Genomic DNA, 26,879 nt, shown 5'->3' on the forward strand with positions numbered 1-26,879 from the left:
GAAAGATAGAACCAACCGCGCTGGCCAGTTCTTTGGCATGCCTTGTCGCTTTCGTCTTGCCAGTGTTCTAGCTCTGATTGCCTCCGGCGCATCCGCCCACGCTCAGGTTGAACGTGTATGGCTCACGCACCAGTCGAATGACCCCTCCCGCATCGTGGTGAATTGGGAGACCGCAAAACCTTTGCCCTCGGTGGTGAACTATGGCCTTGCTGCGAAGTACGATCGCGTAGCCACGACGGAAGGACTGGCGACGCGTCACCACGTGGAGATCGCCATCCCGGAGAAGGACGTGGTGTGGCACTACTCGGTGGGCAGTGGCGAGCACGCCACGAAGGATGCGACATTCAAAGGGTATCCGGTCGAGGAGTTGCGCGTGGCGATTGTAGGAGACTGGGGATATGCGCCGGGCAGGGATCTCAGCGCCTTGAAGAAGGATGATGTGCACCTGCTTATCACGGCAGGAGACAACGTGCCCAGCCTGCATGAGAAGGGGAGGGAGGGCGTGAAAGCTTTCGCGGACCTCATCGACCGCGAGCCGGAGCTTTTCCGCGGCACGCCTTTCATGCCCATTCTGGGGAATCATGACAAGGAAGTGAAGTCTCGCGGACCCAAACCGCCCCCCGAGGCAGTCTATGATGTGTCCGCTACCGCGTATCGCGAGTTCTTTGCCCTGCCTGGTGATGAGTGGAAGTGGCACTTCGACATTCCTGAATTCGACGTGCGTTTCATCGCCACGGACATCCAGCACATCTCAGATATTGGGAATACCTGGCAGACCTGCCATGCCATCGATGCGCAGTCGGAGCAATTTGTCTGGTTCCGTGATCTGATGGGCAAGACCGCGCAGGGCTTTGTGTTCAGCCTCATCAATGAAAAGCAGTCCTCACTGGCTGGTGCCACGAAAGGCATCTGGCATGAGCAGTTTCGCAAAAGCAGTGCCCTCATCACCGGTTTCGGTTACTTCGCCGAGCGCGCCGAGTTGGACGGTGGCCTGCCCTATTTCAATACCTGCCTGAAAGGCGATGGCTCTCCCTACAAAGATGCCAAGGCGCAGTTCTTCAAAAGCGAGGACAACTACCTGCTGCTCACCTTCAAAAAAGGCGCGCCCAGCATGACTGTGCAGTTCAAAAATCTGCTTGGTGAAGTGCTGGACACGCGGGTGATCGAAAAACGGAAGCCGTGAGTGGTCCGCACAATCCTTTGTGCGGTCAGCACCGCAGCCGACTGTGGCTGACTACTTCGCCGCCAGCGCTTCTTCAATTGCCTTCATCAAGCCAGCATCGGTAGGCTCCGTGTCCGGCTCGAAGCGCTGCAGTGGCTTGCCGTCCTTTCCGATGAGGAACTTGCCGAAGTTCCAGCCTACATCGCCCGGGAAAGCGCCATCCTTGCCGGTGAGCGCGGCATAGAGCGGGTGCTGCTCAGGGCCTTTCACATGGATCTTGTCGAACATGGGGAAGGTCACCTTGTAGTTCGTGCTGCAGAAAGATTTGATCTCCTCGTTGGACCCGGGCTCCTGTGCGCCGAAGTCATTGCAGGGAAATCCGAGCACCACCAATCCCTTGTCTTTATACTGCTCGTAGAGCCCTTGCAGTCCCTGATACTGCGGCGTGAGGCCGCACTGCGAGGCCACATTCACCATGAGCAGGACTTTCCCCTGATATGCCTTCAGCGAGGTGTCCTTGCCGTCGATGTCTTTGAGCGGGATGTCGAGGATGGACTTGGAATCAGCAGCAAGCATGGTGGTGATTGCGAAGAGGGAAAGGAGGGCGAGAAGACATTTCATGGAAAGGACAGGAGTGCAGTGGAGAACACGTGGTGTGCGTTGCATTCTTGCCGGACAGCGTGCAAATCAAGCGAATGCTCGGCCGTGACTTCTTCCAACGTGATGTGCTCACCGTGGCGCGTGAGCTGGTGGGGGTGGAACTCGTGTGGCACGGGTGCAGCGGCATCATCGTGGAGACGGAGGCCTACGGCGCAGAGTATGACGAGGCCTGCCACACGGCCACACGGCCGAGTGCGCGACAGTTCGTACTGAACGAGCCTCCCGGCGCCGCCTACGTCTATTTCAACTATGGCATGTACTGGCTCTTCAACCTTCTGGTCAAAGGCGGCCGGCGGGATGGGCTTATCCTCATCCGGGCCTTGGAGCCTGTGAGCGGCATTAAGGAGATGCAACGGCGTCGTGGCCGGGAGAAGGTCACGGAGCTGTGCAGCGGACCAGGCAAACTCGCGGTGGCCATGGGAATCACGGGCTCCGACCATCGAACACCGATGGCGGGACGGGGCCGGCCAACGGGCGTGGGCTTGCGCATTCCCAAGACCGGGCTTGCGCATGAGGTGGCAGAGGATATCCGCGTGGGCATCAGCAAGGCGGTGAATCATCCCTGGCGCTACCTTGCAAGGGGCAATCCGAATGTGAGTGTGCCGCATGGGAAGGTGAAGGTGCCGGGCTTGGAGAGTAAGTGAGTGCTTATCGAGTCGCCGGGGCTCGCTCGCATTCTTGTTTTTTCCATCTTTTGCTGAGTTGAACCCGGCCCCGGCCCCGAGTATGGAAGGTGGGTGCAGGATGCATCTCTCAGCGAACGACTCGCGCGCACGGTGTCAGCGGACTTTTTCCGGCCGCTGACCCGTCCCTCAGCGCCGGTGTCGGTGGATTGTGCCCAGCGCTTAATCGAGGAGGCTGGATTGGCGGGCAGATTGCCCTTCAGCGAAGCACGGCAGATCATCCGTGAAGTGCTGGCGAGCCACCCACAGGTGGCACTGGCGGATGACGAGGGTGCTCTGCTCCGGGATGTGGGCCAGCGGGCTGGGATGTTCATGAACCGCCTCCTCGCTGCCGGCTGGCTGGAGGAGCAGACCTTGGGACTGCAGGACCGCCGCATCATCGTGACGCCGGGCCTTCGCCTGCTCATGGGCATGCTGAGGGCACTTGCGGAGGATGAAATCGCTGAGCTGCGCACCTTCGCGGATACCTTGCGTGGGGTTTGCGAGACGCTTGAACGGCCGCAGGTGCTGGATGCGGATGTACACACCGGCGACTCGCTGCGGGCGACGATCAACGATCTCAGCCAGCGCCTCGATCTCGCCGTGAATCAGCTCTACTCGGTGGAGAAGCTGATTGCGGGATTCGAAGCGCAGCAGCGTCAGTCAGACTCTCCCGCGCAGACGCTGAAGCTCTTCTACCTCGACTTCGCCCAAGGACAGCACATGGTCTGCTATGATGTGCTGAGCAAGGGAGGCCTGCTCTCGCGCTTGCGTTCTGCAAGAGCTCTCGTGGCCGCGCAGCAGGACGATCCCCTCGTGCGCGAGCGGCTGGCAGAAGGCATCCGTGAGCACTTCGGATACGATGCCCCGGAGTCCGTGTTGCGTGCACGGCAGGTGCTGGCAACGCTGGAGCGCAGTCTTGGCGGCCTGGGAGACATCGCGCGCGCGATCGATGAACGCATGGCGGCGTTCAATCGCCTGTCCCAGCAGCGCTACCGCTATCAAACTGAAGTACGCGGCAGAAGACCGGAATTGGTGAAGGCCTATTGTGAGGCCATCAACGCCACGCACCGTGGCGAGCATTTCCGCGATCTGTCCAACATGCCTGCGGACTTCAAGCCGCTGTGTCCCGAGGTGAAGCTCTTCTTTGGCACCGGCGCGTTGTGGAAGGGAAGGAATCGGCGTCCCCCGGTGGATCTCAAGTTCAACGCAGGTCGCGCCACGCCCGAGGACGAGGCCTCCGCGTTGGAAGCCATGCGGCAGCGGCAGCGTCTCGCCCTCACACCCATGCGCGCCGCGCGTTTGGTGGCGAGGATGTTGCCGGGCAAGAAGGCCTCCGCAGGCACTGATGCGTTCAGCGTCAGCAGCACGGATGAGCTTCTGGATCTGCTGGCCACCGTCGCCTACGATCATGCGCAGGATGAGCAGGGGCGCATGGTGCGCTGGAAGATCGCGAGTGAGCGGCTGAAGTCTGGCCTGGAGCCCGAGAAGGTGATACGCGATGAGCAACTTGAGTGGAAGGTGGACCGCTTTAACCTGACAAGAACTTCATGACCATTGAGAGAACGGATCCCCTGTGGCCCAGCTTCTGGCACGAGGTGCCGGTGGAGGATCGTGCGCCGATGCGCGACATCCTGGCGGACCTGCTGAGCCATGGCGTGCTGCTAGGAGATACCGGCAGTGGACGCGAGCTCCTCCTGGTGGCACGGGAGCATCAGCATCGGCTTGCGGATTACCTGGCACCTCTGGGCCTGGAGCTCGTGCTGGATGAAGAGGTCCCGTTGCTCCAGGCACGTCCGCGCACGGAGTCGTGTCAGCTTCTCGGCTCTTTCAATAAGTATGAAACCCTCATGCTGCTGACCCTCTGGCGTGTGTGGGATGAGGCGCAGACGAGTGGACTCAGTTCTGCCGTTACGCTCACCCTGGATGAATTATACGAGAAGCTGCGCGTGTACTTTGAGGACATCGAAAGGCCCGAGCGCACGCAGCTTGAGGATGCGCTGGGCAAACTGAAGCGCCATCGCCTGATTCGCACCCGCCGGCCAGATGACTCGGAGGCTCCCGGTGAGACTATCATTGAGGTCCTGCCATCGCTCGCGCGTGTGATACCCTTTGATTCCATCGAGCAGTGGAGTGAGCGCGCTCAACTGGTCTCGCCCACTGCGGCCGTAGGAGAGGAAGTTTCGACCGGAGGTGCGTCCGCAGTATGAATTCGCCCCGCCGCATCACCCTGAGCCGCATCGTCGCGGTGAACTGGTACGGTTACCGCCAGTTCATTGATGTGAATGGTCTCTCGCTCATCACCGGAGCCAATGGTTCTGGGAAGAGCGCGCTGCTGGACCTCATCCAGTTTGTCATGCTGGGGGAGCAACTCAGCCGGTTCAACAAAGCCGCGGCGGGAGCTGGCAGCGGTCGTACGTTGCGTGGGTATTGCCTGTGCGATACGAACACCATCAGTCGCGATGGCAACGAACGCTTCCTCAGGTCGAGTGGCGTGACGTTTGCCGCGCTGGAATTTTCCGCTCCTCCCAATGCTGCTGGGGACATTCCACGGCAGACCTGGGGCGCACGCATCGAGTACGATAGTCCCACGGCAAAAGGCAGCATCCGCTGGTTCCGCGCGCCGCGCCGCATGGAGAAGTCTGACTTCCTCCGCATGGATTTGCACGGCGAAGAGGAGTTTCTCTCGGATGAGGAATTTCGCGTGCACCTGAAGCGTGATCTTGAGGGAGATTGCTGGGAGCACCAGCGCACTTATCTGGAGGAGATGCGCCAGCGCACGGGCCTGCATTTCGACCGGGAGCAGATGAACAAGACGTTGCCGAAGGCGATGGCATTCCAGCCGGAGAGCAACTTCGAGGCGTTCATCCGCGACTACTTGCTGGAAGTTTCCCTGCCGGACGTACGCGCGGTGAAAGCCAGTGTGGAGGCGCACAACCGTGCCAAGGCCCACTTGGAGAAGATGCATGACCAGCACCAGCGTCTGGGGCGCATCTGCCAGCTTCATGAAGCTGCGGCGTCACATCGCCGGGAGTCAGCCCTGTGGTATCACCTCGCGGATGCGCTGCAGCATGAGGAAGCTCTGGAGAAGCTGGAGGGGGCCCGTCAGATGTTGCGCAAGATCACGGAAGACAGCGCGCAGCAAGTGCGCGACCGTGAGGATGCCATCACCGAGCGCAATGAATTGGAGGACCAACTCACGGAAGTGCGTCTCGTGGTGGGGAATGATTCCCAGCTCGCCCGGCTCAGTGAGAATCGCGAACGCCTGCGCAAGCTGAAGGAGGAGCTGGCGGAGCTGCGTGAAGCTCGCAAGACCGCGTCCCAGTTCCTGCAGACGCACGGTATGCACTGGAAGAACTGGCTGCGTCTCGCGGAGTCCCTGCATGTGGATGTCCCACGCGAGGTGCATGAATTGCTGGGTGTGATCCGCGGCAATGATGAATCGAAGGGGTTGGATGCCGTGGCGCGCCTGGGAAGACAGGGGGACGAGCTCCTGGAGATTGCCCGGGAGCGTCTCCGCGAGTTGCGCAGTGAGATTGAGAAGCTCGAGTCACGGGAGCGTGAATTGCAGCGCGATCTGGAACATTATCGAGAGGGGCGGTCCGCGCCTTCACCACTGCTGGATGCTTTGAGAGCGCGTGGGCAGAAGGTCTCGGCCCTGGGCCGTGTCGTCGAGGTGAAGGCGGAGGCGGAGGCCTGGTGGCCGCTGCTGGAGAGCCTGCTCGCTCAGGATCGACAGGCCATTTTGCCGGAGGACTTCGCCGCAGCTTGGGAGGAAGCGCAACGCACACCAAGCCCGGCTGAGCCGCTCATTCACTTGGAAGAAGCCCGCGCCAAAATGAAAAAGAACTCCGTGCAGGCAGGCAGCGTGCGGGAGTTCCTGGAGACGAAGCATGCCGGCGCCTCGGTGTATCTGGATGGCTTGCTGGGGGACCTCATGCCGGTGGATCACACCCACGGGCTTACGGAGCATCCACGTGCCCTGAGTCGCGATGGTTGGCTGAAGGACCCGCCTCGACGTGTGAGGCTCGTCCCTGCGAAAGAGCTGACTTTGGGTGAGGAGGGGCTGCGCCGCATGCGTGAGGTGCGGGAGACGGAACTGCGCACCGTGCGTGAGCAGCTCTCCGTGGTCCGCCGCCAGCATGCCGACTGGCAGGGCTGGGCAAACCAGGCGGAAACTCATGGTCTGATACACCCCACACCACCGGACGTGGGGTCTGCCCTGCGCCGTCTGCCGGAGGTGGAGAAGGAGTGCCACACGTTGGATGAGACCATCCGCCTGCTGGCCACACCCGAGCGCGAAGCCACCGTGGAGAAGCTGCGCAAGCTCGAGTCCGCTTTCAAGGGCGCCTCCGAGCGTGCCATCCGTCTGGAAGAGCGCCTTGGTCATCTGGATCTCCAGCAGCGTGAGCTGCGGGATCGCATTGCCACTCTGGAGGAAGAGGAGAGCTCCCTTCTGCTCAACAGGCATACCAGCCGTGCGAAGCTCACAGGAGTGCTGGAAACAGAAATCACCACGCGCCTCACCACGGCCAAGTCTGAGAAGGGTTCCTGGTCGAAGAAGAGGGAGGCTGCCATTGTTGTCGCCAATCACGAGGCGAATCGTGGAGCGGAGGCCACACGGCAGCGCGATGCCGAGCGTCAGCAGTTTGCCGTGGCTCATCCGGATATCGCGGAAGCGTTCGATACGCAGGACGAAGACAACGAGCGCTACGCCTCCCGCCTGCGTCAGCTTGCCGAGCAGGAACTGGATCGCTACAAGGCTGAGGCCGCGCAGGCACAGAAGGAGTGGGAGGAACGCCTGCAGCATCAGGTGCTGGACGTGCTGAAGGAGAAGCTGGATGAAGCTGATCGCACCAAGCGTGAGCTGAACAAAGCGATGGCCCATGACATCGGTGGCATGCGCTACCAGATCACCAGCCAGAAGGATCGCACGCACACGGCCATCTGGGAACTGGTGGATGGCGGTATTCCGACCGGGGAGCAGCTCGCCCTCTTCAATCACTCCAAGCGCGAAGAGCTGGAGAAGGCCAAGCTGGAGCTCATGGCGGCCATCGAAGCGGCGGACAATCCCGAGGACAAGCGTGGCCAGCGCGCCTTGGACTATCGCTACTACCATCACTGGGACATCGAAGCCCGGCCCACCGGCAAGGGAGATGGCGCGGCCATCTCGCTGAACAAGAGTGCGAAGAAACAGAGCGGTGGTGAAAACCAGGCCCCCTTCTTCGTGGCCACTCTGGCGGCGTTCCATCGTGTGTATGACGTGAGCACACCCAATGGTCCGCCCACCCTCGGCCTCGTCGTCATGGATGAGGCCTTCAGCAAGCTCTCCGGCGATCGCATTGATGACTGCCTGGAGCTCGCACAGAACTTCGGCCTGCAACTCGTCATGGCTTTCCCGGAAGATCGCCTGCCCACGATGATCGAGCACGCGGATACCGTGGTGCAATGCCGTGTGGAGCGTTCCTATGACGATGCCACTGGATCGGTGAGTGACATCCAGAACTGGGTGGTGCGTGTGGATCGGGATCGTCTACGGGAGGCCTTTGCATGAAGCCTCCGGCCTGGCTGCGCGAGTTGCACCGCCAGTGGCAATCCGCTCGCGGTGCGCGGGCGCAGCAGGCCAGCCGATCGTTCCTGCGAGCTTGGGAGAATTTGCTGGATGACGCAGGCGTGACCTCTGCGGATGAGCGTCTCGTGGCAGAACGTGAAGCCATCGCGCTGGAGAAGGAAGGGAGGCTCAAGCTGGTGCGCCATCGTTATCGGAAGTATCGCATTGAGAAGATTGCGTTGCCGCTGGAGTCGGAAGTATGGCTTACCAGCTTGTTTGGGGGGAAGGTGGGAAGCGAACGGCTCGAACGGAGTTTTGCAATTCTCCGTCAGAACTGCGCACGCCTGCATCTCCGGTATCCCCAAGAATGGGTCGCATTGTGTAATCACATTCAAATGTCATGGGAGACGGGGGAAACATGTCGACCGTTTTCGTGGCGGCATCCTGAGTTGGTTGAAAGAGCTTTCGATTCGTTGTTCGCGCTCACCTCAAAGGATTGGCGGCCTGGCATTCGCGAGCGAATCGCCAGCGAATTGCTCGGATGGGGATCAAAGGGCATCGAGGAACGGCGAGCTGAATTGGACGCCGCTTTGGTTCTTATGTTCGGCGAGCCATTCAGTCTGGAATCACTTGGCCTGGTTGGTACTCTCAGTCGTGTGATCGTGCAGGGGCCGCTTGTGATTCACTTCGCGGACGGTTCCTCCCATGACACATCCAGCCTGCAAGGTCCTGCCACCATTACCCATGCAGATCTCCTGCGGGCTACCCATGCCACCACGGCGGCCGCTCGCCTGCTGAGCATTGAGAACGAGAAGAGCACGTTCGCCGATGCTTGCACCGCCAATCGCGAAGGCGATACCCTGCTGCTCGCCACGTCCTATCCCACCGCCGCCACGCTCCGCCTGCTGGAGCTGCTGTCGGAGGAGCTTCCCCATTTTCACTTCGGCGATACAGATGTGTCAGGTTATGCCATCCTTAATGCACTTCGGCAGCGAAGTCCTCGTCCGGTACACCCCTTTCTAATGGTTTGGGAAGATGATGTAGCTTCCAAGGCGCTGAGTGAGTACGATCAACGTCTGCTGCCTGCTCTCTTGGAGAGCGATTTGCTGGAGGACTGCCGCGAGCAACTTGAGCGCATCAAATATGCCGGGCGCAAAGGTCGGTTCGAGCAGGAACGGTACGGAATACCTGAGCTGCCGACATGGCCTTTTTGGAGGGCATCCGCACCCTTCAGAAAATTCCCCCTTTGCAGTCACAATCCAGAAGATGTATTTTGATCCTCAATGAATGTGGACGAACTTGCGCCAGAGGCCCTGAAGCTGCCCATCCGTGAGCGAGCCATCCTGGCGGCCTTTCTTTGGGAAAGCCTGGATGATCCGTATGCCAAGGTGGAGGATCTTGACGATGAAGAAGCTCTGGCTCTAGCCGAGAAACGGGATGAGGAAATTGAGTCTGGTGCAGTTAAGCCTTTGACTCATGCGGAGCTGATGAGTCGTCTTCGGAAATGAGGATCGAGTATCATCCTTCTGTAGCAGAAGAGCTTGAGGAGATTCATCACTTCTACGAATCGCGTTCGCCAGGGTTGGGAGATGAGTTCGTAAATGAATTCGAACGGCAGGTGATGCGCATTGCCTCTATGCCAGAGCGTTGGATGGTTGTGCGGAGAGACATCCGACGCTCAATGATGAAGAGGTTTCCTTACGTTATCTTCTTTCGGTGGATTCCCGAAGATGTTGTTCGAGTCACGGTGGTGAAGCACGAACATCGGCACCCGTCCTACGGGATGCAGCGGCGATGATGACTGAGGCTATCACGCCGCCTTCCTCTGACCTGGCTTGCTGAGCATCCCTACCAAGAATCTCTCCAGCACCAGCTGCGGATCAATACTGGTGGTCACCAGCTTGAGGTTCGCATCCAGACATGCTTGCAGCGCGGCGCGTAGTTCGGCGGCGGTGTATTTGGAGCTCTCTCCGAGTGCGAGGAACACAGGATACACATTCAGCCCGCTGCCATCCTTCTTCTTCGGCAAGTGCGAGGTTTCAGAAGCGGGAAGCTTGTCCAGTGCCGCAGCGAAGGCGGGATAGGCTGTGCGCGGCAGACGAGGATGACGTGCCACCAAGTCAGCCGCGAGCAGCATGCTCTTCACGCGAGGGACGATGGCCGCGAGCAGGATGCCGATGGGACTCTGCCCCTGATACACCAGCGTGCGGACGAGTTCGAGAGCGCGGCGCAGATCACGTTTGCCCATCGCATTGCCGAGCTCGAAGATCACGCCGGCGCGATTGAGCGGCACCAAAAGCCTCACATCTTCCACCGTCACGCGGGTGCGTTCTCCCAGGAAGAGACTGAGCTTTTCCACCTCGCTGTCGAGCTGGCGGGTGTCTTCGCCCGCGAGATGGACGAGCATCTCAATGGCATCATTGTCGAACGTGATGCCAAGGTCACGAGCGCGGCGCTCCACGAGAGGGATGACCTCATCTTCCCAACCGGTCTTGCTCGTGTCCGGCTTGTCGAAGGTGCGCAGGTCCGCGAGCTTCTGGATACGCTTGTACGCGCTGCGTCGCTTGTCCACGGCCGAGGCGCTGAGGAGGAACTTCACCTCGGGAGGAAGCTGCTGCTCCACGTAGTCCAGAATGGTCTCCATGCCCTCGGTGGCAGCATTGGTCTTGCCCACCTGGCTGTCGGCGAGGAAGTTCGCATTCTTCAGCCACACCAGCTTGCCGCCGCCGAAGAATGGAAGCGTTTGCAGGGCATCCAGGGAGCGGCGCACGATTTGCGCGCAGTGCTCCGCGCTCTCGGCGATACCTTCGATGATATCGACGCCGAAGTCGCCTGCATCCGGGGGAGACAACTCCCGCGAGAGCCGGATGGCCGCCTCCTTCATCAGCGCTTCATCCGTGCCCAAAACGGCGATGAAGTTCGAAGCGGCGGAGGCGGCGGATTTCTTGGGAGGCATTGGAGAGAAGGGTTAAGGGAAAAGGGGCAAGGGTCAAGGGGGGAGGCATTGGTACGAGAGGAACCGGTTCAGAGTCCCGTTGACTCCATGACCTCCTGACCTTTGACTCTACCCACCATGTCTTCCCCGATTTCCCAGCTTCTCTCCGCTTCTCCCCTCGACTGGCAGGCTGTGCTCGATGCCGTGGTGGCAGATTTCTCTGGAGCCACCGGCACCCTGCATCGTCTGGACCCCACGGATGGCCTGTTGAAAATCGTGGCCCATCGTGGCATTCCTCCTCAACTCATTCCGGTGATCGGTACTATTCCGGTGGGCAAAGGCATCGCCGGCGTGGCGGCAGAGCGTCGTGAGCCGGTGGAACTGTGCAACTTGCAGCAGGACCTTGGCGGTGTGGCCAAGGAGGGGGCGCGAGCGACAAATGTGCAGGGCTCCCTGGCCGTGCCGTGTCTGGATGGCGAGGAACTGCGCGGCACGCTTGGCGTGGGACTGTCCGTGCCACATGATTTCACGGAAGAGGAAATGGAGCGGCTGATGGCTTTGGGGCGAGACGTGGCGGTGAAACTTTGAGCAATAATGTTTTGGACGAAAGAATATCCGTCCTGATATATTGTTCGACTGATATGCAGAATAAATTGATTGTATGTTGTCTGCTCCTGCATCTGGCCATGGCATGGCCCGGGCATGCGGAGATCCGTCGTTATACGCTGCAGGATGGAACATCATTCGAGGGAGAACTCGTCGAGACGAAACGTGACGCCTGGGCGTTCATGCTCCTGGATGGGTCCATTCGAACCCTGAACCTCTGGGGACTGATTCCCGCTGACAGGGAGAAGGTTCAAAACGAGATCACGGAACGGGTGAAAAATCGGGACAAGGTGATGCCTGCTGGCAATGCGCTCTCGACAGTTGCTACCCCAGAAACGCCCGCGACCCCCGGGGTCATTCCGGCTTCCTACAGCTTTAACGTCACTTGGTCCGACGGAAGCAATAAGTCGATCCTCATCCTCGATGGAGCCAAGTCGGCTGCAGATATCCGCAGGGAAAGGAAGGACCTGGAACGTAGCGTGGAAGATTCTGATTCCGCGAATTTCGGGCCTTCCATTCCTCTCGATCGTCTTGAGTCAGACACCAAGCGCTACCAAATATTCAGTCACCCTTTCTCCAGACTCTGCAATGTGAAGTTGGTCAATAACAGTGCTGGCGATCTTGCGGACTTGAAAGTGCGGTACACCATTTCTTATCTCAAGGACGGCAGCCGTCCGGGGACGGCGATGCAAATGTCTGACGAATACCAAATTCCCCTTGTGAAGAGAGGTGCGGCTGTGGAATTTGCCACGAAGAGTGTGCTGCTTGATGTCAGGGTGGTGCAGCGTAAAGACCCTCGAATGAACGGCTTGGGTACTGGTCCGAAAAAGCGTTCCTACGGACAAATCGTGGGGCTGTCCCTGGATGTCATCCACAACGATAAAGTGGTGCACCACTACGACAGTCCCCAAGCCAAAAAGTAACCGGGGAGACGGTCCGGCCTCTGCGGAAGCCGGACCAAGCCTTTTGATGCAGGTTGGTCGGACTACTAGCCCTTATCCTTCATCCCTTCCTGGCGGAGGAAGTTCTCCACCCAGGTGATGTCGTACTTGCCCTGCTGGAAGTCAGACGTGGTGAGGATTTTGCTCTGCAGCGGAATCGTGGTCTTGATGCCCTGAATCATGAACTCACCCAAGGCACGGCGCATGCGGCGGATGGCGGCATCGCGGGTGGCAGCGGTGACGATGAGCTTCGCGATCATCGAGTCATAGTGCGGGGGCACGCTGTAGCCGGAGTACACGTGGGTATCCACGCGCACGCCGCGGCCACCGGGGGCGTACCACAGGTCAATGCGACCAGGGCTCGGGGCGAAATTGCGAGCCGGGTCTTCCGCATTGATACGGCACTCGATGGAGTGGTGACGCGGCGTGCTCTTCAAGATATGCTGGGAGAGAGGCAGACCAGCAGCAATCTGGATCTGCTCCTTGATGAGGTCGCAGCCGTACACCTCTTCCGTGATGGGATGCTCCACCTGGATGCGGGTGTTCATCTCCATGAAGTAGAAATTCTTCCCATCGTTGTCCACGAGGTACTCAATCGTGCCGCAGTTCTCGTAGCCGATCTCCTTGCAGAGCTTCACTGTGGCGTCGCCCATGGCCTTGCGAATCTCGTCCGAGATTTTCGGGGAGGGGCACTCTTCAATGATCTTCTGGTTGCGGCGTTGCATGGAGCAGTCGCGCTCACCGAGGTGAATCACATTGCCGTGGCTGTCCGCCACCACCTGGAACTCGATGTGGTGCGGGCGCTCCACCAGCTTTTCCATGTACACGCTGCCGTCGCCGAAGCATTTCAGCGCTTCCATGCTGGCCTGCTGGTAGCTGGAGCGGAGGGTCGCTTCATTCAGCACGGGACGCATACCGCGACCACCACCACCGGCGGTCGCCTTGATCATGACAGGGTAACCGATGCGGCGGGCGATTTCGAACGCCTGATCTTCACTCTCAATGATGCCGTCCGATCCAGGAGTGATTGGTACGCCGAATTTTCTGGCCGTGGCGCGGGCGGTGTTCTTGTCGCCCATCATGGCGATCACTTCCGCCGAGGGCCCGATGAACTTGATTTTGCACTGCTTGCAGATTTCCGCGAACTCGGCCTTCTCCGAGAGGAAGCCGTAGCCGGGGTGGATGGCGTCCACATTGGCAATCTCTGCCGCGGCGATGATGCGGGGAATCTTCAGGTAGCTCTCCGAGCTCGGACCAGGGCCGATGCAGATGGCCTCATCCGCGAGATGGACGTGCATGGAGTCCACGTCCGCCTCGGAGTACACGGCGACCGTTTTGACATCCAATTCTTTACAGGCGCGGATGACGCGGAGGGCGATTTCGCCACGGTTGGCGACGAGGACTTTGCGGAACATGAAGGAGGTTGGCCGGGTAAACGAACTGAACTGGGGACCGGAAGGTCTGGGCTGCTGGGGAGCGGGAGTGAGCTGTCAGCAGCCCGGGAGGGGGAAGGGCAGACGTATCGTGCTTACTTCAGCTCGAAGAGGGGCTGTCCGTACTGCACGGGCTTCGCATCATCCACGAGGATGCGTACGACGGTGCCGCGGGCTTCGGCCTTGATTTCATTCATCACCTTCATGGCCTCGATGATGCAGACCACGGTGTTTTCATCCACCGTGTCGCCCACATTGACGAAGGACTTCTCCCCGGGAGAAGAGGAGCGATAGAAGGTGCCGACCATCGGGGAATTGATGGTGGGGCCAGCGGGTTCCGCGGCGGCGGGTGCCGCAGCTGCTGCGGGTGCGGCAGCGGGGGCAGCCGCAGGAGCGGCGACGGGTGCGGCGATCATCGGGGCAGCCATGGTAGTGGCTCCCACGGGAATCTTGGAAAGGAGGTCCTTGGCGGCCTCTACATCCGAGCCGCGACGCAGTTTGATTTTAAAAGACCCATGTTCCAGGTGGAAGAAAGACAGGTCGTTCTTGCTCATCAAATCTACGATCTGCCGGATCTCCTTGAGGTCCAGCCCTTGGGGGTCTTTCGGATGGTTGGTGTCGTTCTCCATGGATTGGAAAAGAATGGAGCGGACTGGAAGCGAGGATGCCCGAAATGGCAAGAGGGAAGTCACAGGGGAGGTTTCTCCAACTCCCTGTGTACTATGGGGTTTTCGCCTGGAAATGCGAGCCTATTTCGGTTCTGCCCGAGCCTCTCCGGACCTCATGCCAAGGTTCCCATACCGGTGATAGTCGAAGCTGAGGCTCTGCTCCTGCACGTACCAGAGCAGCTCTGCCCGGCCTTCCATGAGCACCGGGGCATCGGCAATGAAGACATTCACTTCCGCCGAGGCGCGTCGGATTTCCAGGGGGATCCGGGCTGCGGAAGCGTAGCGCACACGATCGGTCTGACCCTCGGAGATGATCCGGGCGAGCTCGGCATTCGATTCTTCCACGAACTCGATGGCCCCTGCCCAGCCCTCCGTGGCGGTCTGGAGGCGGGTGAGGGCCCTCCATTCCAAATGTGGGGGGCTGCTCACGGTAATGCGGCAGCCGGCGACCCGGGCTGCTGCGACGCGAGCGAAGAGGTCAAAGGACGTGTCATCGGGGTGCAGGCGGATGCGCAGGTCACGGACTGGCAGGTAGCGGCGGATGTTGTCCTGACCGGGCAGGCGGAAATCATCGTGCTCCACGCCGAATTCCATCTCCCACGCCCGTTCATAGCTGGTGAAGGCGGCGATGAGGCGGGAGTTTTCCGTGAGATTCAGCGTGTCCCAGTCCTGCAGCGCGGCTAGGAGCCGGGCCATCTCGCCGTCAGGGCGCGGGGTGGAGGGTGTGGCGGGAAGGGTCTCGCTGAATTCCATGAACTGCGCCACGTAGTTCGGTCCACCCGCCTTGATGCCAGGGCCGAAGGCGCTCTTTCCCATGCCGCCGAAAGGCTGACGCAGGACGATGGCTCCCACCGTGGTGCGGTTGATGTAGAGATTCCCCGCGCGAATGCCGGCGCGCCACTCGGTCTGCTCGCGGTCGTCCAGACTCTCCAGCCCGCTCGTGAGGCCAAAGCCTGTCTGGTTTACCAGGGCGATGGCTTCGTGCAGCTTTTCGTAGCGCATGACGCCGAGCACCGGACCGAAGAACTCCGTGAGGTGCGTGTAGCTGCCGGACTGCACACCCCATTTGATCCCCGGGGACCAAAGGTGGGGATTCCCCTCCAGGCGTTGTGGCATGAGTGCCCAGGATTCGCCCGGCTCCAGGGTCTGCAGCGCATTCTCCAGATCACCCGAGGGCGGACGGATCAGAGGTCCCATTTTGGGGGTGAGATCCCATGCAGATCCGATGGTGAGGCTTTCCGCCGCCTCCACGAGGGCTCGTTTGAATTGTGGGTCGTCATACACCTCTGCCTCCAGCAGGAGCAGGGAGGTGGCGGAACATTTTTGTCCCGCATGGCTGAAGGCGGAGTGCAGCACGTTCTTGATGGCCAGGTCGCGATCCGAGAGTGCCGTGACAGTGGTCACATTCTTCCCACCGGTTTCTGCGCTGAGCGGCAGGGCGGGATTTTCGCGCAGCATGTGCAGCGCTGTCTCCGTGCCTCCAGTGAGGATGACCGCATTCACCTTGGGATGCTGCACCAGCGCGCGGCCCTCCGTGCCACCACTGCATGGCACGAACTGCAACGTTTGGCGGGAAACACCGGCGCGCCAGAAGCATTTGCAGAACTCCCATGCCACCAACACCGCGTCGGAGGCGGGCTTGAGGATGACGGTATTTCCTGCTGCGAGTGCTGCGACGACGCCTCCACAGGGGATGGCAATGGGAAAGTTCCATGGTGAGACGACGACAACCACGCCCTTTCCTTTGGCAATGAGATGAGGTGATACACCCTCCATCCACATCCTGGCGGTGGCGGCGTAGAATTCCGCGAAGTCGACGGCTTCGCTCACCTCAGGGTCGGACTCGGTGAGGACCTTGCCACCATTCGCCATCGCGGCGCCCATGAGATCGGCGCGAGCCTGGCGTAGCTCTTGGGCGACTCGCTTGAGAATGGTCTGGCGCTCGGTGGGGTCGAGGTCGCGCCAGCCGTCCGGATCATTTGCGGCGCACTCCACAGCACGTGCGACGTCTTCAGCACTGGCCTGACGATAACGGCCTACGATCACACCCGGTCGCGAGGGATCCACACAATCGCGGACTTTGCGGTCGGCGAGCAGTTCCTTGCCATCCAGCACCAGTGGGATTTCCGTGGCGTGGCCGTCGCAGAGGGGTTTCCACTTCTCCACGATGGATTGAGCCCACTCGGCGTGGTGAGGCAGGGACCAGTCGGTATCCGGCTCATTGCGGAAAGCGCCGACAAGCGGTACCTCGGCTGGCAGGCGGCGATCCTGGGTGCGCCGTGGCGCATCATTGAGATCCGGCAGCAGGGCGAAGGATTCGCGGAACCCTCTCTCAAGTCCCCGCCACTCGGCGCTGCCGGGCGAGAGCTTGAAGGCATGCCGCAGGAAGTTTTCCTCGCCTGTATTCTCATCGAGCCGGCGGATGAGATAGCCGATCGCGCTGAGGAAATGTTCCTTCCGGCAGACGGGCGCGTACAGCAGGAGGTTGGACGCTCTCTCAAACAAGGCACGACGCTGGTGATTCGCCATGCCCTCCAGCATCTCAAACTGCACATGATCAAATGCGTTGCTCTCCTGCACCAGCGTCAGCGCATAAGCGACGTCGAAGAGATTGTGGGAAGCGATGCCCAGTCGCACGGCAGGGAGGTTTTCCGGCGCGAGTCCTTCATGCAGCATGCGCTTGTAGTTCGCATCCGTCTCCAGTTTCGTCTTGAAAGGAGCCTGCGGCCAGTCCTTCAGCGCTGCCTCGAAGCGCTCCATCTCCATGTTCGCGCCCTTCACAAGACGAATGGTGACGGAAGCACCTCCAGCGGCAGTGCGTTTCCGTGCCCATGCGTTGATGATGCGCTGCCACCTCGCACTATCCGGCACATAGGCTTGCAGTGCGATTCCGGCGCTGACTTTTTCCAGACCTGGACGATCCAGCGTGCGCATGAAGACCTCACATGTGAGGCTCAGGTCACGATACTCCTCCATGTCGAGGTAGATGAACTTCGGCACGCGGGAGCCATCGGTACGGGTGAAGGTCGAGCGCGCTGCACTGCGGTAGAGCCGCTCCAGGCGATCGCAAACCGTCGTGATGGTATGCTCGCGGGCGATGGGAGACATCTGCGAGTACAGCGTCGAGATCTTCACGGAGAGCACTTCCGTGTCCGGCGCTTGCAAGGCCTCCAGGCATTGCTCCAGCCGCCGTCCTGCTTCCGCCTCACTGAGGATGGCCTCGCCGAGGAAGTTCACATTCATGCGCACGCCCTGCTCGCGGCGCTGGCGTAGATGCTCGGCCAGCAGCTCGGGCTCCGCAGGCAGGATCACGTTGGCCGTTTCCTGCTGCATGTGGCCTTTGACCATCGGCACGGATACGCCAGGTAGCCAGCCGCCAAACGTCTGGAAGCCCCGTAGCATGGCGCGGTCCAGGGGACTGAAGAAGCGCGGGATGCCCTGCACATCCAGGATGTGGGTGAACTGATCCACGACACGGGCGGACGACTTCGCGCGGAAGGCCTGATCCGTGAGCTGGACCAGCGTAGCCTTGTCCGTGGACGTCTGCAGCATGCGATCCAGCTCTGCTTGCTGACGGCGCTCGGCAGCCGTCTGCAGTTCCGTGGCACGCTGCTGCAGACCGCGCGCTACATCGAGGGCGCGCTGGATGGTGGAGGCTTGATCAAACATCTGGATGAGGGGGCGTTTGGCCGGTGCTTGGGAGTGATGCCCTGGCGTCGGAACAAAAGGTGTTCTTTCGATCCTGATTGGTGTACATGGAGGCCAGTCTCCCTGTGCTTTTGTTGTCTTGACCTCGATCGCGTTGGGAATCATCCTCCTCTCGCGTAGCATCCATGAAGAACCAGACGTTCTCCCAAAGGTTTTGGTTAGTCCTCATTCTCGGCGTTGTATGTGCTTGGGGCTCTGCTTCCGCCCAATCGGGTCCGGTGATTGAAGTGTCCGCTGCGCAGGGGGTGCGCATCAATGGCAAGGTACTCACACCCGGCCCGTGGGCCGAAGGGCTGGCAAAACGTCTCAGTGATGAGCCAAAGTTTTTCGAACTCAGGGGCACGTTTATTGAGTTCAACAAGAGCGGCATCATCATTCCCAGATATGGCAGGGCCATACAGTTTGTGCTTCCGTTCAATGATATGGGGTTGGACAGAAGGACACCCATTAGTTTTACGGGAACAGTGGCAATTGAAGGAGTCATCCTGAAAAACATGGAGAGGAGTTCGGTGGACGACGTCCTGAAATTGCTCACAGCCAAAGGAATGAACCCTCAGAAGTGTGATGCCGATCCTGAGTTCAGTCATCAACTCACCGTGGGGAAGGCAATCGTCATATTTACGCGGGGCAAAGAACGGCAAATGGCCAGAGTATGGATTCAGTGGGATGATTCTGAACCTGACCCCAAGGAGTTTTTGAAATGAGAGGTGTAAATGTTCATGGGAGAACTTCCATCGAACACTATTTGGCCAGGGTGGTGAGGAACTCCTGCCAAAGGGAGTCGGCATCCGCGCCGCAGAGTTCCTTGAACTTCTCCGCGCTGTAAGTACCATCATGGCAGGCGGTATTCAGCTTGCGTACAAGGTCCTTGTCTTTGGTCTTCACATCCTCCAGCCAGATGAGGAAGGTCGCCGCAATGCCGTAGCCCTGTTTGTAGCTGTTCTTCGCGCGGTCGATGCGATGCTTGCGCCTGCCGGGCTCGAAATGCCGGTCGCGCGTATAGTCCGCGATACCCTCCATGAGCCACCACTCGCCCTTGCCCTTGTAGTTTTGCACTACATGCGTGAGTTCATGAACGACCATGCCGTAGTCATCGGGGGCTTTCTTGGTGACCCAATCCTCAGAGATGGTGATCTCATTGTTCACCGTACCCGCCACACCCTTCATCGGCTTGAAGATGAGCTTCACTTCGGGATAGGGTAGAGCGTGATTGTCGCCGAAGAGGATTTTGGTGAGCTTCGGATACCACTCCTCCACGAGGGTCTTCGACTTCTCCGCGAAGGTCTGGCACGATGGTGCCTGACTGTAGTCCACGGTGACGGTGAAGGGCTGCTGTGCAGAGACCATTCCCCACAGAGATGCCGCGACAAGAGTGACAAAAAACTGGAAGGGCTGAGTGCGGTATTGCATGGAGGAGGAAGGTTGGTCAGGTGCGGGAGTCAAAGACAGGAAGCCGCCATTTCCAGACAATGGCCGCGAGGCGTAGCAGCAGGATCACGATCATGCCGATCAATCCTGGCATGGGCACGGAAGGCGCGAATCGGTACAGCAACACATAAGCAACCGACCCAATCGTGGCGGCCGTGGCGTACAGAAACGTTTCCTGACGGAAGACGAGCGGCAGTTCGCGGCACAAAACATCGCGAATGATCCCGCCAGCCACGCCGGTGATGACACCGAGAATCACGGCGATGATACCCGACTCCTGATACTGCAGTGACTTCTCTGCGCCTACGATGGTGAACATTGCCAGGCCGACGGCGTCGGCGACCAGCAAGGCGCGCAGGGGCATGCGCCAGAATCGTGCCACCACGAAGGTAGCGAGTGCTGTCAGCAAGGCGGTGACCGTGACAGAGGGATTCTGAATCCAGAACACGGGTTCGGCTCCCAGGCAGACATCGCGGATGGTGCCACCGCCCACCGCCGTCACGAGTGCCAGCACCAGCACGCCAAAGAGATCCACGCCACGCCCGGCTGCTGCGAGCACGCCGGAGATGGCGCATACGGCAACGGCGAAATGTTCGAGCCAGGGTGGCATGGCGGCAGAGAGGACGTGGGGGTGCTTCAGGTGGTGCGGAGCGGGGCGAACTCATGCTGCCGGAGCACTTCTCCCTGAAGATTGCGCATGGTGAACTGGAGCCGGGAACCGTTCGCGTGCGCTTCGGTGAAGGTGGCGGCATCGGGCTTTGGCCCGCCTCCGACCAGTTGAGCGTATGGTCGCTCTGGTGACTGCGGCAGCCATGCGTGTTCATGTGTGTGCCCGGAGACGACGATCTGTGCTTTCCACTCCACGAGTGCCTCATGCCAGAGGTCGCGGCTTCTGCGACTGAAGGCATCGTAGGTGCGTCCTTCTTCACTCTCATTCAGCCAGCGCAGCGGGATGTGGCAGAACACGACACGGTAGGGGGCGTCACGCAGCTCCGGAGTCGTCAGGACATGAGACCGCAACCACGCCGCTTGCTCACGGCGCAGCGGTTCGCACGCCACCCGTCCCTTGAAGCTGGGGTGGTCATCATCCTTGTCTTCGCCGGTATTCAGGCAGACCACAGCCACGGGTCCGCTGCGGAAGGCATAGTAGGAATGTCCTTCCGGTGCTGCGGCGTGATCCGCGAGTTGGTATCCATATTGTCCCCGCAGGTCATGATTTCCCCAGACAAAGAAGAGCGGACGTTGTGCAGTGAAATCTGTGCCGGCGGGATGCAGCAGCGTGGGGATGATTTGTTCCTCCTTGTGCCAGTCGTTGCAGATGTCCCCATTCCACAAAAGGAAGTCTGCGGAATCAGGGGATGCAGCGTGCAGTCTCGTGATGGTCTCCTTGTTCTGATGCGTGTCATTCCACACGAGGAAGTGCGTCTCCTCAGCCTTGGGTGCCAACGTGCGGAGCGTGCGCCATGGGCTTTCTTCACGCACAGCCGGTTCGGTCATGGACTCGGTGACGGTACGATATGTATGCGTCGTGCCAGGGGCGAAATCGTGAAGGCGTACGCGCAGCCCCTTGGTGCCTTGCGTGGAGAAGCCGAAGGCATTTCCGCCGAAGCGCTTCACCTCAGCGTCCTGCTTCACTTCCACCCAGCCACGTGCATGGCGTGAGATGCCCCATACAATTTCCGCGCCATCGGCGCGTGGCGCCATGACCACGGGAGGCGTGGTGGCCAGTGCATCACCAGCGGGAGAAGGTGGGGCGGTTTGAGCAGGAGTGGCTGGGGTCTGTGCAGAGGCCGCCTGCGAGATGGCGGCGATGCCGGTGGTGGCCGAGGCGAGGAAATGGCGACGCTTCATGATGAGAGTATAACGACGTGACGAACGGTCCTTGTCGAATGATGCCGCATTTCATTGGTTGAGTTCAACAGGCAGATCCGCCGGTGGCGTCTTCGGTGCATCTTTCATCTCGAGCACGGTTCCAGGAGATACGGACTTCTTGGTGTCTCCACCATTCTGCAGGTAGAGCCCACCCGGGGCATGGCCCGCATCGATAAGCTCGCCCGCCTCGGTGGGGGCCTTGCTATGGGTGAAGCGTGCCTTCGTCAAAGGCTGCGTCTGGCCTTCCACGGTTCGCACCCAGCCGTTGCCAAACACAGCGCGACGCACTTCATGGACACTTTTGCCATCGCGACGGAAGTCCTCCACGAAGGAATACAGACCAGAGAGTGGCTTGCCTCCTGTGTGAACTCGGAAGGTGGCCATGAGTTTCCAGGCCTTTTCCTTGGGCTGCCAGAGCCAGCCTGTGTACGCAGTTTTTTCACCCTCGACACGCGCTTGTACGACGCAGCGAAGGGTCTCGCCAATCTCCCAGGGGAAGTCTGTCATGCTCTTGCCACCCGTGCCTTCACCACCGAACCTCGATACCTTCACGTCCTTGCCTTGCGCGAGAATCTCCACGCGGTCTTCCAGCTTCACGGCTTCGGGGTTGTCTCCCTTGGTGGGATCCCACACGGAGAAGATGCCGACCTTGCGCCCTTTGCCGAGTTCCTGGACGCCAAAGTATCCCGTGTTCCATCCGCATACCATGAAGTAGCTGCCTGCCGTGCTCGTCTCCACTCGACCCTCCAGATAGAACCACTCAGCAGCAGGTGCGGGCCAACCTAGGTGGATGGAGCACGCGGCATTGGGTTCGACGGCTTTCCCATTCTCATCCGCCACGACAGGCATGGAAGTCATGAGACTACCGAAGGTCAGAAGAAACACGGGCAGGGATCGAAGTGAGTGACAGAGCTTCATGGAAGGTGAAATAAGGAGGGGCGAAAGGATGGGGTGAAGTCAGCACTCGGTCACATTGACCGCGAGACCGCCGCGGGAGGTTTCCTTGTACTTGGTGCTCATGTCCGCGCCGGTCTGGCGCATGGTGGCGATGACCTTGTCGAGCGACACACGGTGAGTGCCGTCACCGTGTAGGGCGAGGCGAGCGGCGTGGATGGCTTTCACGGCGCCCATGGCATTGCGTTCGATGCAGGGCACCTGCACGAGTCCACCCACCGGATCGCAGGTGAGACCGAGATTGTGCTCCATGCCGATCTCAGCGGCATTCTCCACTTGAGGTACGGTGCCACCTTGCGCTTCACACAGTGCGGCTGCGGCCATGGAACACGCAACGCCGACTTCACCCTGGCATCCCACTTCCGCTCCGGAGATGGAGGCATTCAGCTTGTACAGCAGGCCAATGGCTCCCGCGGTGAGGAGGAATCGCACGATCTTGTCCTCATCCGTGACGCGCAAGACGCGACACAGGTAATGCATGGTGGCGGGCAGGATTCCCGCTGCTCCATTGGTGGGTGCGGTGACCACGCGACCACCGGCGGCATTTTCTTCATTCACGGCCATGGCCCACAGGCTGACCCAATCGAGCGCCGTGAGAGGATCCTGGAGCGCGACTTCCGGCTTTGAGGTGAGTTCACGATATAGACCAGGTGCCCGGCGCTGTACTTTCAATCCCCCAGGCAGCGTGCCTTCCGCATGACAGCCGCGCTCCACGCACCCTTGCATCGCGTGCCACACTTTCAGCAGGGACGCACGTGTCTCCTGCTCAGAGCGCCAGGCGCTTTCATTGCGAAGGGTCATCTCGCTGATGCTGAGCCCTGAGTCCTTGCCCATGCGCAGCAGATCATCGCCTGTCTTGTAGGGGAAGGAAAGGGCTCGCTGATCGGCATTCAAGGTGTCGCGGCGGGCGTCACCTTCATTCACCACAAATCCACCGCCGATGGAGTAGTAGGTCCTGGAGAGAAGTTCGGTGCCGGAGCCATCGTAGGCGAAGAAGCGCAGGCCATTGGGATGCTCAGGAAGAGATTCCAGGCGATGGAAGAGCAAGTCGCGCTTTTCCTCGAAGGGAATCTCACGCGTGCCACCCAGATGCAGACAGTGAGTTTGCCGGATTCGTTCGAGCCGGACTGGCACGGAGTCGATATCCACACTCTCCGGCAGCTCGCCTTCGAGGCCGAGCAGCACCGCCTTGTCCGTGCCATGCCCTTTTCCAGTCAGGGCCAGAGAGCCGTAGAGATGGGCCTCCACGCGTGCCACGCGATCCAGCAGCTCCGCCTTGCGAAGTCGCTCCACGAATCGCGCTCCGGCACGCATGGGCCCGACCGTGTGCGAGCTGCTCGGTCCGATGCCGATGGTGAAGAGTTCGACGACGGAGAGGCTCATGCGAGTGACGCGGTGATATGGGCCTTGCGGTGGTGCTACACACCCAGCTCCTTTTTCACTTCGACAAAGGCGGTGACTGCTTGTTCCAATTCCGCCTTCGTATGTGCAGCGCTGATTTGGGTGCGGATGCGTGCCTTGCCCACCGGGACCACCGGGTAGCTGAAGCCGATGACGTACACACCGCGCTTCAGCATGGCATCGGCGAACTTCGTCGCCAGGGCGGCATCACCCAGCATGATGGGCACGATGGGATGCTCACCGGGTACGGTATTGAACCCGGCCATGGTCATCGCTTCGCGGAAGTAGCGCGTGTTGGATTCCAGTTGGTCGCGCAGCTTGGTGGATGCCTCCAGCAGTCGCAATGCTTCGAGGGACCCACCGGCGATACAGGGCGCCAGAGTATTGGAGAAAAGATAGGGCCGCGAGCGCTGGCGCAGCAGGGCGATGATGTCCTTTCGTCCGCTGGTGTAGCCACCGGAGGCGCCGCCCAGTGCTTTCCCGAGCGTTCCAGTGAGGATGTCGATGCGGCCCATCACGTCGCGGAACTCATGCGTGCCGCGACCGTGCTTGCCCATGAAGCCCACGGCATGCGAGTCGTCCACCATGGTGAGCGCGCCATACTTGTCCGCCAGATCGCAGATCTCTTTGAGCGGTGCGATGGTGCCATCCATGGAGAAGACGCCGTCCGTGGCGATGAGCTTGAACCGCGCGCCCGCGGCATCCGCTTCCTGCAACCGCGCTTCCAGCTCCGTCATGTCGGAGTTCTTGTAGCGATAGCGCTTCGCTTTGCAGAGGCGGATGCCATCAATGATGCTCGCGTGATTCAGTTCGTCACTGATCACGGCGTCCTCGGGACCGAGCAGCGTTTCAAAGAGACCACCGTTCGCATCAAAGCAGGAGGAGTAGAGGATGGTGTCCTCCGTGCCCAGGAAATGGCTGAGCGCCTCCTCCAGTTCCTTGTGCACCTGCTGGGTGCCACAGATGAAGCGGACACTGGCGAGGCCGTAGCCCCAGTGCTCCAGCGCTTCATGTGCCGCACGTCGCACGGAGGGGTGCTGAGCGAGGCCGAGGTAGTTGTTCGCGCACAGGTTGAGCACAGCGCCGCCACCGTTGGCGCGGACGAGGGAGCCCTGCGGGGTGGTCAGGATACGCTCGCGCTTCGTGGTGCCCGCTTCACGGATGTTTTCAAGTTGCGTGGAGACATGTGTAAGAAATTGTTGAGTGGTACTCATACTGAGAAATGAAGCAGTTGTAGTTCGCTACGGGCGCTCAGCTGGGGCGCGTTGGCCAACGATGCAGAAGCTTTGGGTCAATTTCTTGCCATACTGCAGACGCTAATTTGCCTGGGTTGCCCTTAAAACGAGCCGGTTCAAACTCAAATTTGTGTTTTTGACGCGCTCGGAAATTGAGCATGTGACCATAGTTTATCTCTTCTGATTGGCCTCTCTTGTCGCCTCGAGCCAAGTTTCTTTTTTCAACCCAGCTGAGATATTGCTCCTTGTCAGAGTGAAATAGAAAGATGATCTCAAATCTTGTCACGAGAGGATTGGGATCGAGGTCAGCGCATCCAACAAAGAGAGGATGTTTAAAGTCGGTCTTCTCCAAAATCTCCAAGAACTGAACTCGTTTGTTACGTTCATGCTGCTGTGCGGTAGGCAGGGCGTAGTTCTCTTTACCGCCAATATTTTCCAAATCGACGACCGTACAAATTCCGTAGCTTGGGAGCCAGCTTAGCAGCGTGCTTTTGCCAGCTCCGGGCGGACCAACAATCAAGTACTTCTTCGCTTTCATAAAGCTCCTTAAGTTTGCCAGTCCAGGATTACCTTGCCGCTTTGTCCGCTCTCCATGGCGGCGAAGCCCTTCTCGAACTCGGTGTAGTGATAGCGGTGCGTGATGACCGGCTTGATATCGAGCCCAGTCTCCAGCATCACCGTCATCTGGTACCAGGTCTCATACATTTCACGACCGTAGATACCATGGATGGTGAGCATGTTGAATACGACTTTCGTCCAGTCGATCGCAATCTGCTCCGAGGGAATGCCGAGCATGGCGATGCGTCCGCCATGGCACATGTTGTCGATCATGTCGCGGAAGGCCTGTGGGTTACCGCTCATTTCGAGACCCACGTCGAAGCCTTCGCGTATGCCGAGCTTCTTCTGCACATCGGCCAGGCTGCCGCGAGTCACATTGAGGGCCACCGTCGCACCCATCTTCTTCGCTAGATCAAGACGGTAGTCGTTCACATCTGTTACCACCACATGGCGGGCGCCAGCGTGCTTCACCACTGCGGCCGCCATGATGCCGATGGGCCCTGCACCGGTGATGAGCACATCTTCTCCCAGCACCTCAAACGCGAGCGCCGTGTGCACGGCATTGCCAAAGGGGTCAAAGATGGAAGCCACTTCCTTGTCCACATCATCCCGATGGTGCCACACATTCGTCATGGGCACGCTGATGTATTCGGCGAAGGCTCCGGTCCGATTCACGCCGATGCCTACGGTATCTTTGCAAAGATGACGACGTCCCGCGAGGCAGTTACGACAGCGGCCACACACCACGTGTCCCTCCGCGCTGACGATTTCGCCGGGGTGGAAGTCGCTCACGTTTGAGCCCACTTCCACGACTTCGCCCACGAACTCATGTCCCACGACCATGGGCACAGGAATGGTCCGCTGTGCCCACGCATCCCACTTGTAGATGTGCAGATCCGTGCCGCAGATGCCAGTCTTGTGCACCCGAATCAGGACATCATTGATGCCGATGGTGGGCTCGGGCACGTCTTGCAGCCAGAGGCCGCGTTCCGACTTTGCTTTGACGAGGGCTTTCATGAGTGAAGCGGTGCATCCGGCATGCCGGATGAAATTTCCAACATTTTGGATTGCCATTTCCGGCATGCAAGACAAAAATCCGGTTTAT

The 26,879-nt window shown here is 59.9% G+C and carries 24 protein-coding genes; 11 read left to right on the forward strand and 13 right to left on the reverse strand.

The window, feature by feature from the left end; all coding sequences use genetic code 11:
- Positions 1-37: 37 nt before the first annotated feature.
- The gene (locus DES53_RS23890) at positions 38-1,183 is read left to right on the forward strand and encodes a metallophosphoesterase family protein (RefSeq protein ID WP_113960846.1); all 1,146 of its coding nucleotides are present in this window, start codon (positions 38-40) and stop codon (positions 1,181-1,183) included.
- Positions 1,184-1,234: 51 nt separating this feature from the next.
- Here the strand turns inward: DES53_RS23890 and DES53_RS23895 are convergent, their stop codons facing one another.
- Positions 1,235-1,738 carry a glutathione peroxidase gene (locus tag DES53_RS23895; RefSeq protein WP_245958253.1) on the reverse strand — a complete coding sequence of 168 codons (504 nt, stop codon included), beginning with the start codon at positions 1,736-1,738 and terminating at the stop codon, positions 1,235-1,237.
- A gap of 104 nt (positions 1,739-1,842) precedes the next feature.
- Between DES53_RS23895 and DES53_RS23900 the strand changes: the two genes are divergently transcribed.
- From DES53_RS23900 to DES53_RS33965, 7 genes are all read left to right on the forward strand, one after another.
- Entirely contained in the window at positions 1,843-2,466 is a 624-nt protein-coding gene (locus DES53_RS23900) for a DNA-3-methyladenine glycosylase (RefSeq protein WP_147263577.1), read from the forward strand.
- A gap of 93 nt (positions 2,467-2,559) precedes the next feature.
- Entirely contained in the window at positions 2,560-4,038 is a 1,479-nt protein-coding gene (locus DES53_RS23905; protein WP_113960849.1) for a Wadjet anti-phage system protein JetA family protein, read from the forward strand.
- Positions 4,035-4,694 (forward strand): DUF4194 domain-containing protein, encoded by a 660-nt coding sequence (locus tag DES53_RS23910; protein WP_113960850.1) that lies wholly within the window; start codon positions 4,035-4,037, stop codon positions 4,692-4,694. Before DES53_RS23905 ends, DES53_RS23910 begins: the two co-directional genes overlap by 4 nt.
- Positions 4,691-8,038, forward strand: coding sequence for an SbcC/MukB-like Walker B domain-containing protein (locus DES53_RS23915; protein WP_113960851.1), 3,348 nt, complete (start codon positions 4,691-4,693; stop codon positions 8,036-8,038). The genes DES53_RS23910 and DES53_RS23915 overlap by 4 nt, the downstream gene beginning before the upstream one ends.
- A gap of 143 nt (positions 8,039-8,181) precedes the next feature.
- Complete coding sequence (locus DES53_RS23920; RefSeq protein ID WP_211325663.1) at positions 8,182-9,312, forward strand: Wadjet anti-phage system protein JetD domain-containing protein; 1,131 nt, start codon at positions 8,182-8,184, stop codon at positions 9,310-9,312.
- A gap of 6 nt (positions 9,313-9,318) precedes the next feature.
- Entirely contained in the window at positions 9,319-9,543 is a 225-nt protein-coding gene (locus DES53_RS23925) for an addiction module protein (protein WP_113960853.1), read from the forward strand.
- The gene (locus DES53_RS33965; RefSeq protein WP_113960854.1) at positions 9,540-9,833 is read left to right on the forward strand and encodes a type II toxin-antitoxin system RelE/ParE family toxin; all 294 of its coding nucleotides are present in this window, start codon (positions 9,540-9,542) and stop codon (positions 9,831-9,833) included. Before DES53_RS23925 ends, DES53_RS33965 begins: the two co-directional genes overlap by 4 nt.
- Positions 9,834-9,845: 12 nt before the next feature.
- On the opposite strand, the gene holA is transcribed toward DES53_RS33965, so the two are convergent.
- Positions 9,846-10,991: a DNA polymerase III subunit delta gene (gene holA, locus DES53_RS23935; protein WP_113960855.1), complete on the reverse strand. Its 1,146-nt coding sequence runs from the start codon at positions 10,989-10,991 to the stop codon at positions 9,846-9,848.
- A gap of 117 nt (positions 10,992-11,108) precedes the next feature.
- On the opposite strand from holA, the gene DES53_RS23940 reads away from it, so the two are divergent.
- Together DES53_RS23940 and DES53_RS23945 are read left to right on the forward strand one after the other, a co-directional pair.
- Positions 11,109-11,558, forward strand: coding sequence for a GAF domain-containing protein (locus DES53_RS23940; RefSeq protein ID WP_113960856.1), 450 nt, complete (start codon positions 11,109-11,111; stop codon positions 11,556-11,558).
- A gap of 53 nt (positions 11,559-11,611) precedes the next feature.
- Positions 11,612-12,499, forward strand: coding sequence for a hypothetical protein (locus DES53_RS23945; protein ID WP_147263578.1), 888 nt, complete (start codon positions 11,612-11,614; stop codon positions 12,497-12,499).
- A 65-nt stretch (positions 12,500-12,564) separates the two neighbouring features.
- On the opposite strand, the gene accC is transcribed toward DES53_RS23945, so the two are convergent.
- The 3 genes from accC to DES53_RS23960 all read right to left on the reverse strand — a co-directional run bounded on the left by accC (position 12,565) and on the right by DES53_RS23960 (position 18,287).
- Positions 12,565-13,932 (reverse strand): acetyl-CoA carboxylase biotin carboxylase subunit, encoded by a 1,368-nt coding sequence (gene accC / locus DES53_RS23950; protein ID WP_113960858.1) that lies wholly within the window; start codon positions 13,930-13,932, stop codon positions 12,565-12,567.
- A 113-nt stretch (positions 13,933-14,045) separates the two neighbouring features.
- The gene (gene accB / locus DES53_RS23955) at positions 14,046-14,579 is read right to left on the reverse strand and encodes an acetyl-CoA carboxylase biotin carboxyl carrier protein (RefSeq protein WP_113960859.1); all 534 of its coding nucleotides are present in this window, start codon (positions 14,577-14,579) and stop codon (positions 14,046-14,048) included.
- Between the two features lie 120 nt (positions 14,580-14,699).
- Complete coding sequence (locus DES53_RS23960; RefSeq protein ID WP_113960860.1) at positions 14,700-18,287, reverse strand: bifunctional proline dehydrogenase/L-glutamate gamma-semialdehyde dehydrogenase; 3,588 nt, start codon at positions 18,285-18,287, stop codon at positions 14,700-14,702.
- A 164-nt stretch (positions 18,288-18,451) separates the two neighbouring features.
- Here DES53_RS23960 and DES53_RS23965 point away from each other — a divergent pair, with 164 nt between their 5' ends.
- Entirely contained in the window at positions 18,452-19,030 is a 579-nt protein-coding gene (locus DES53_RS23965; protein WP_113960861.1) for a hypothetical protein, read from the forward strand.
- A 37-nt stretch (positions 19,031-19,067) separates the two neighbouring features.
- Here DES53_RS23965 and DES53_RS23970 read toward each other — a convergent pair whose 3' ends face one another.
- From DES53_RS23970 to tdh, 8 genes are read right to left on the reverse strand one after another with little or no spacing between them, the layout of a single operon-like run.
- Entirely contained in the window at positions 19,068-19,736 is a 669-nt protein-coding gene (locus tag DES53_RS23970) for a basic secretory protein-like protein (RefSeq protein WP_113960862.1), read from the reverse strand.
- Between the two features lie 16 nt (positions 19,737-19,752).
- The gene (locus DES53_RS23975; RefSeq protein WP_113960863.1) at positions 19,753-20,364 is read right to left on the reverse strand and encodes a trimeric intracellular cation channel family protein; all 612 of its coding nucleotides are present in this window, start codon (positions 20,362-20,364) and stop codon (positions 19,753-19,755) included.
- A 26-nt stretch (positions 20,365-20,390) separates the two neighbouring features.
- Positions 20,391-21,605, reverse strand: a complete 1,215-nt coding sequence (locus DES53_RS23980; RefSeq protein WP_113960864.1) for a metallophosphoesterase family protein — start codon at positions 21,603-21,605, stop codon at positions 20,391-20,393.
- 51 nt (positions 21,606-21,656) lie between these two features.
- Complete coding sequence (locus tag DES53_RS23985) at positions 21,657-22,544, reverse strand: DUF3472 domain-containing protein (protein WP_113960865.1); 888 nt, start codon at positions 22,542-22,544, stop codon at positions 21,657-21,659.
- A 39-nt stretch (positions 22,545-22,583) separates the two neighbouring features.
- The gene (locus DES53_RS23990) at positions 22,584-23,963 is read right to left on the reverse strand and encodes an L-serine ammonia-lyase (protein WP_113960866.1); all 1,380 of its coding nucleotides are present in this window, start codon (positions 23,961-23,963) and stop codon (positions 22,584-22,586) included.
- Between the two features lie 35 nt (positions 23,964-23,998).
- A complete protein-coding gene (locus DES53_RS23995) occupies positions 23,999-25,195 on the reverse strand; it encodes a glycine C-acetyltransferase (RefSeq protein WP_113960867.1) in 1,197 nt (398 codons plus the stop codon).
- A gap of 37 nt (positions 25,196-25,232) precedes the next feature.
- Complete coding sequence (locus DES53_RS24000) at positions 25,233-25,754, reverse strand: ATP-binding protein (protein ID WP_113960868.1); 522 nt, start codon at positions 25,752-25,754, stop codon at positions 25,233-25,235.
- 8 nt (positions 25,755-25,762) lie between these two features.
- Positions 25,763-26,791, reverse strand: a complete 1,029-nt coding sequence (gene tdh, locus DES53_RS24005; RefSeq protein WP_113960944.1) for an L-threonine 3-dehydrogenase — start codon at positions 26,789-26,791, stop codon at positions 25,763-25,765.
- Positions 26,792-26,879: the final 88 nt, after the last annotated feature.

The sequence above is a fragment of the Roseimicrobium gellanilyticum genome (assembly GCF_003315205.1).
GTDB lineage: Bacteria > Verrucomicrobiota > Verrucomicrobiia > Verrucomicrobiales > Verrucomicrobiaceae > Roseimicrobium > Roseimicrobium gellanilyticum.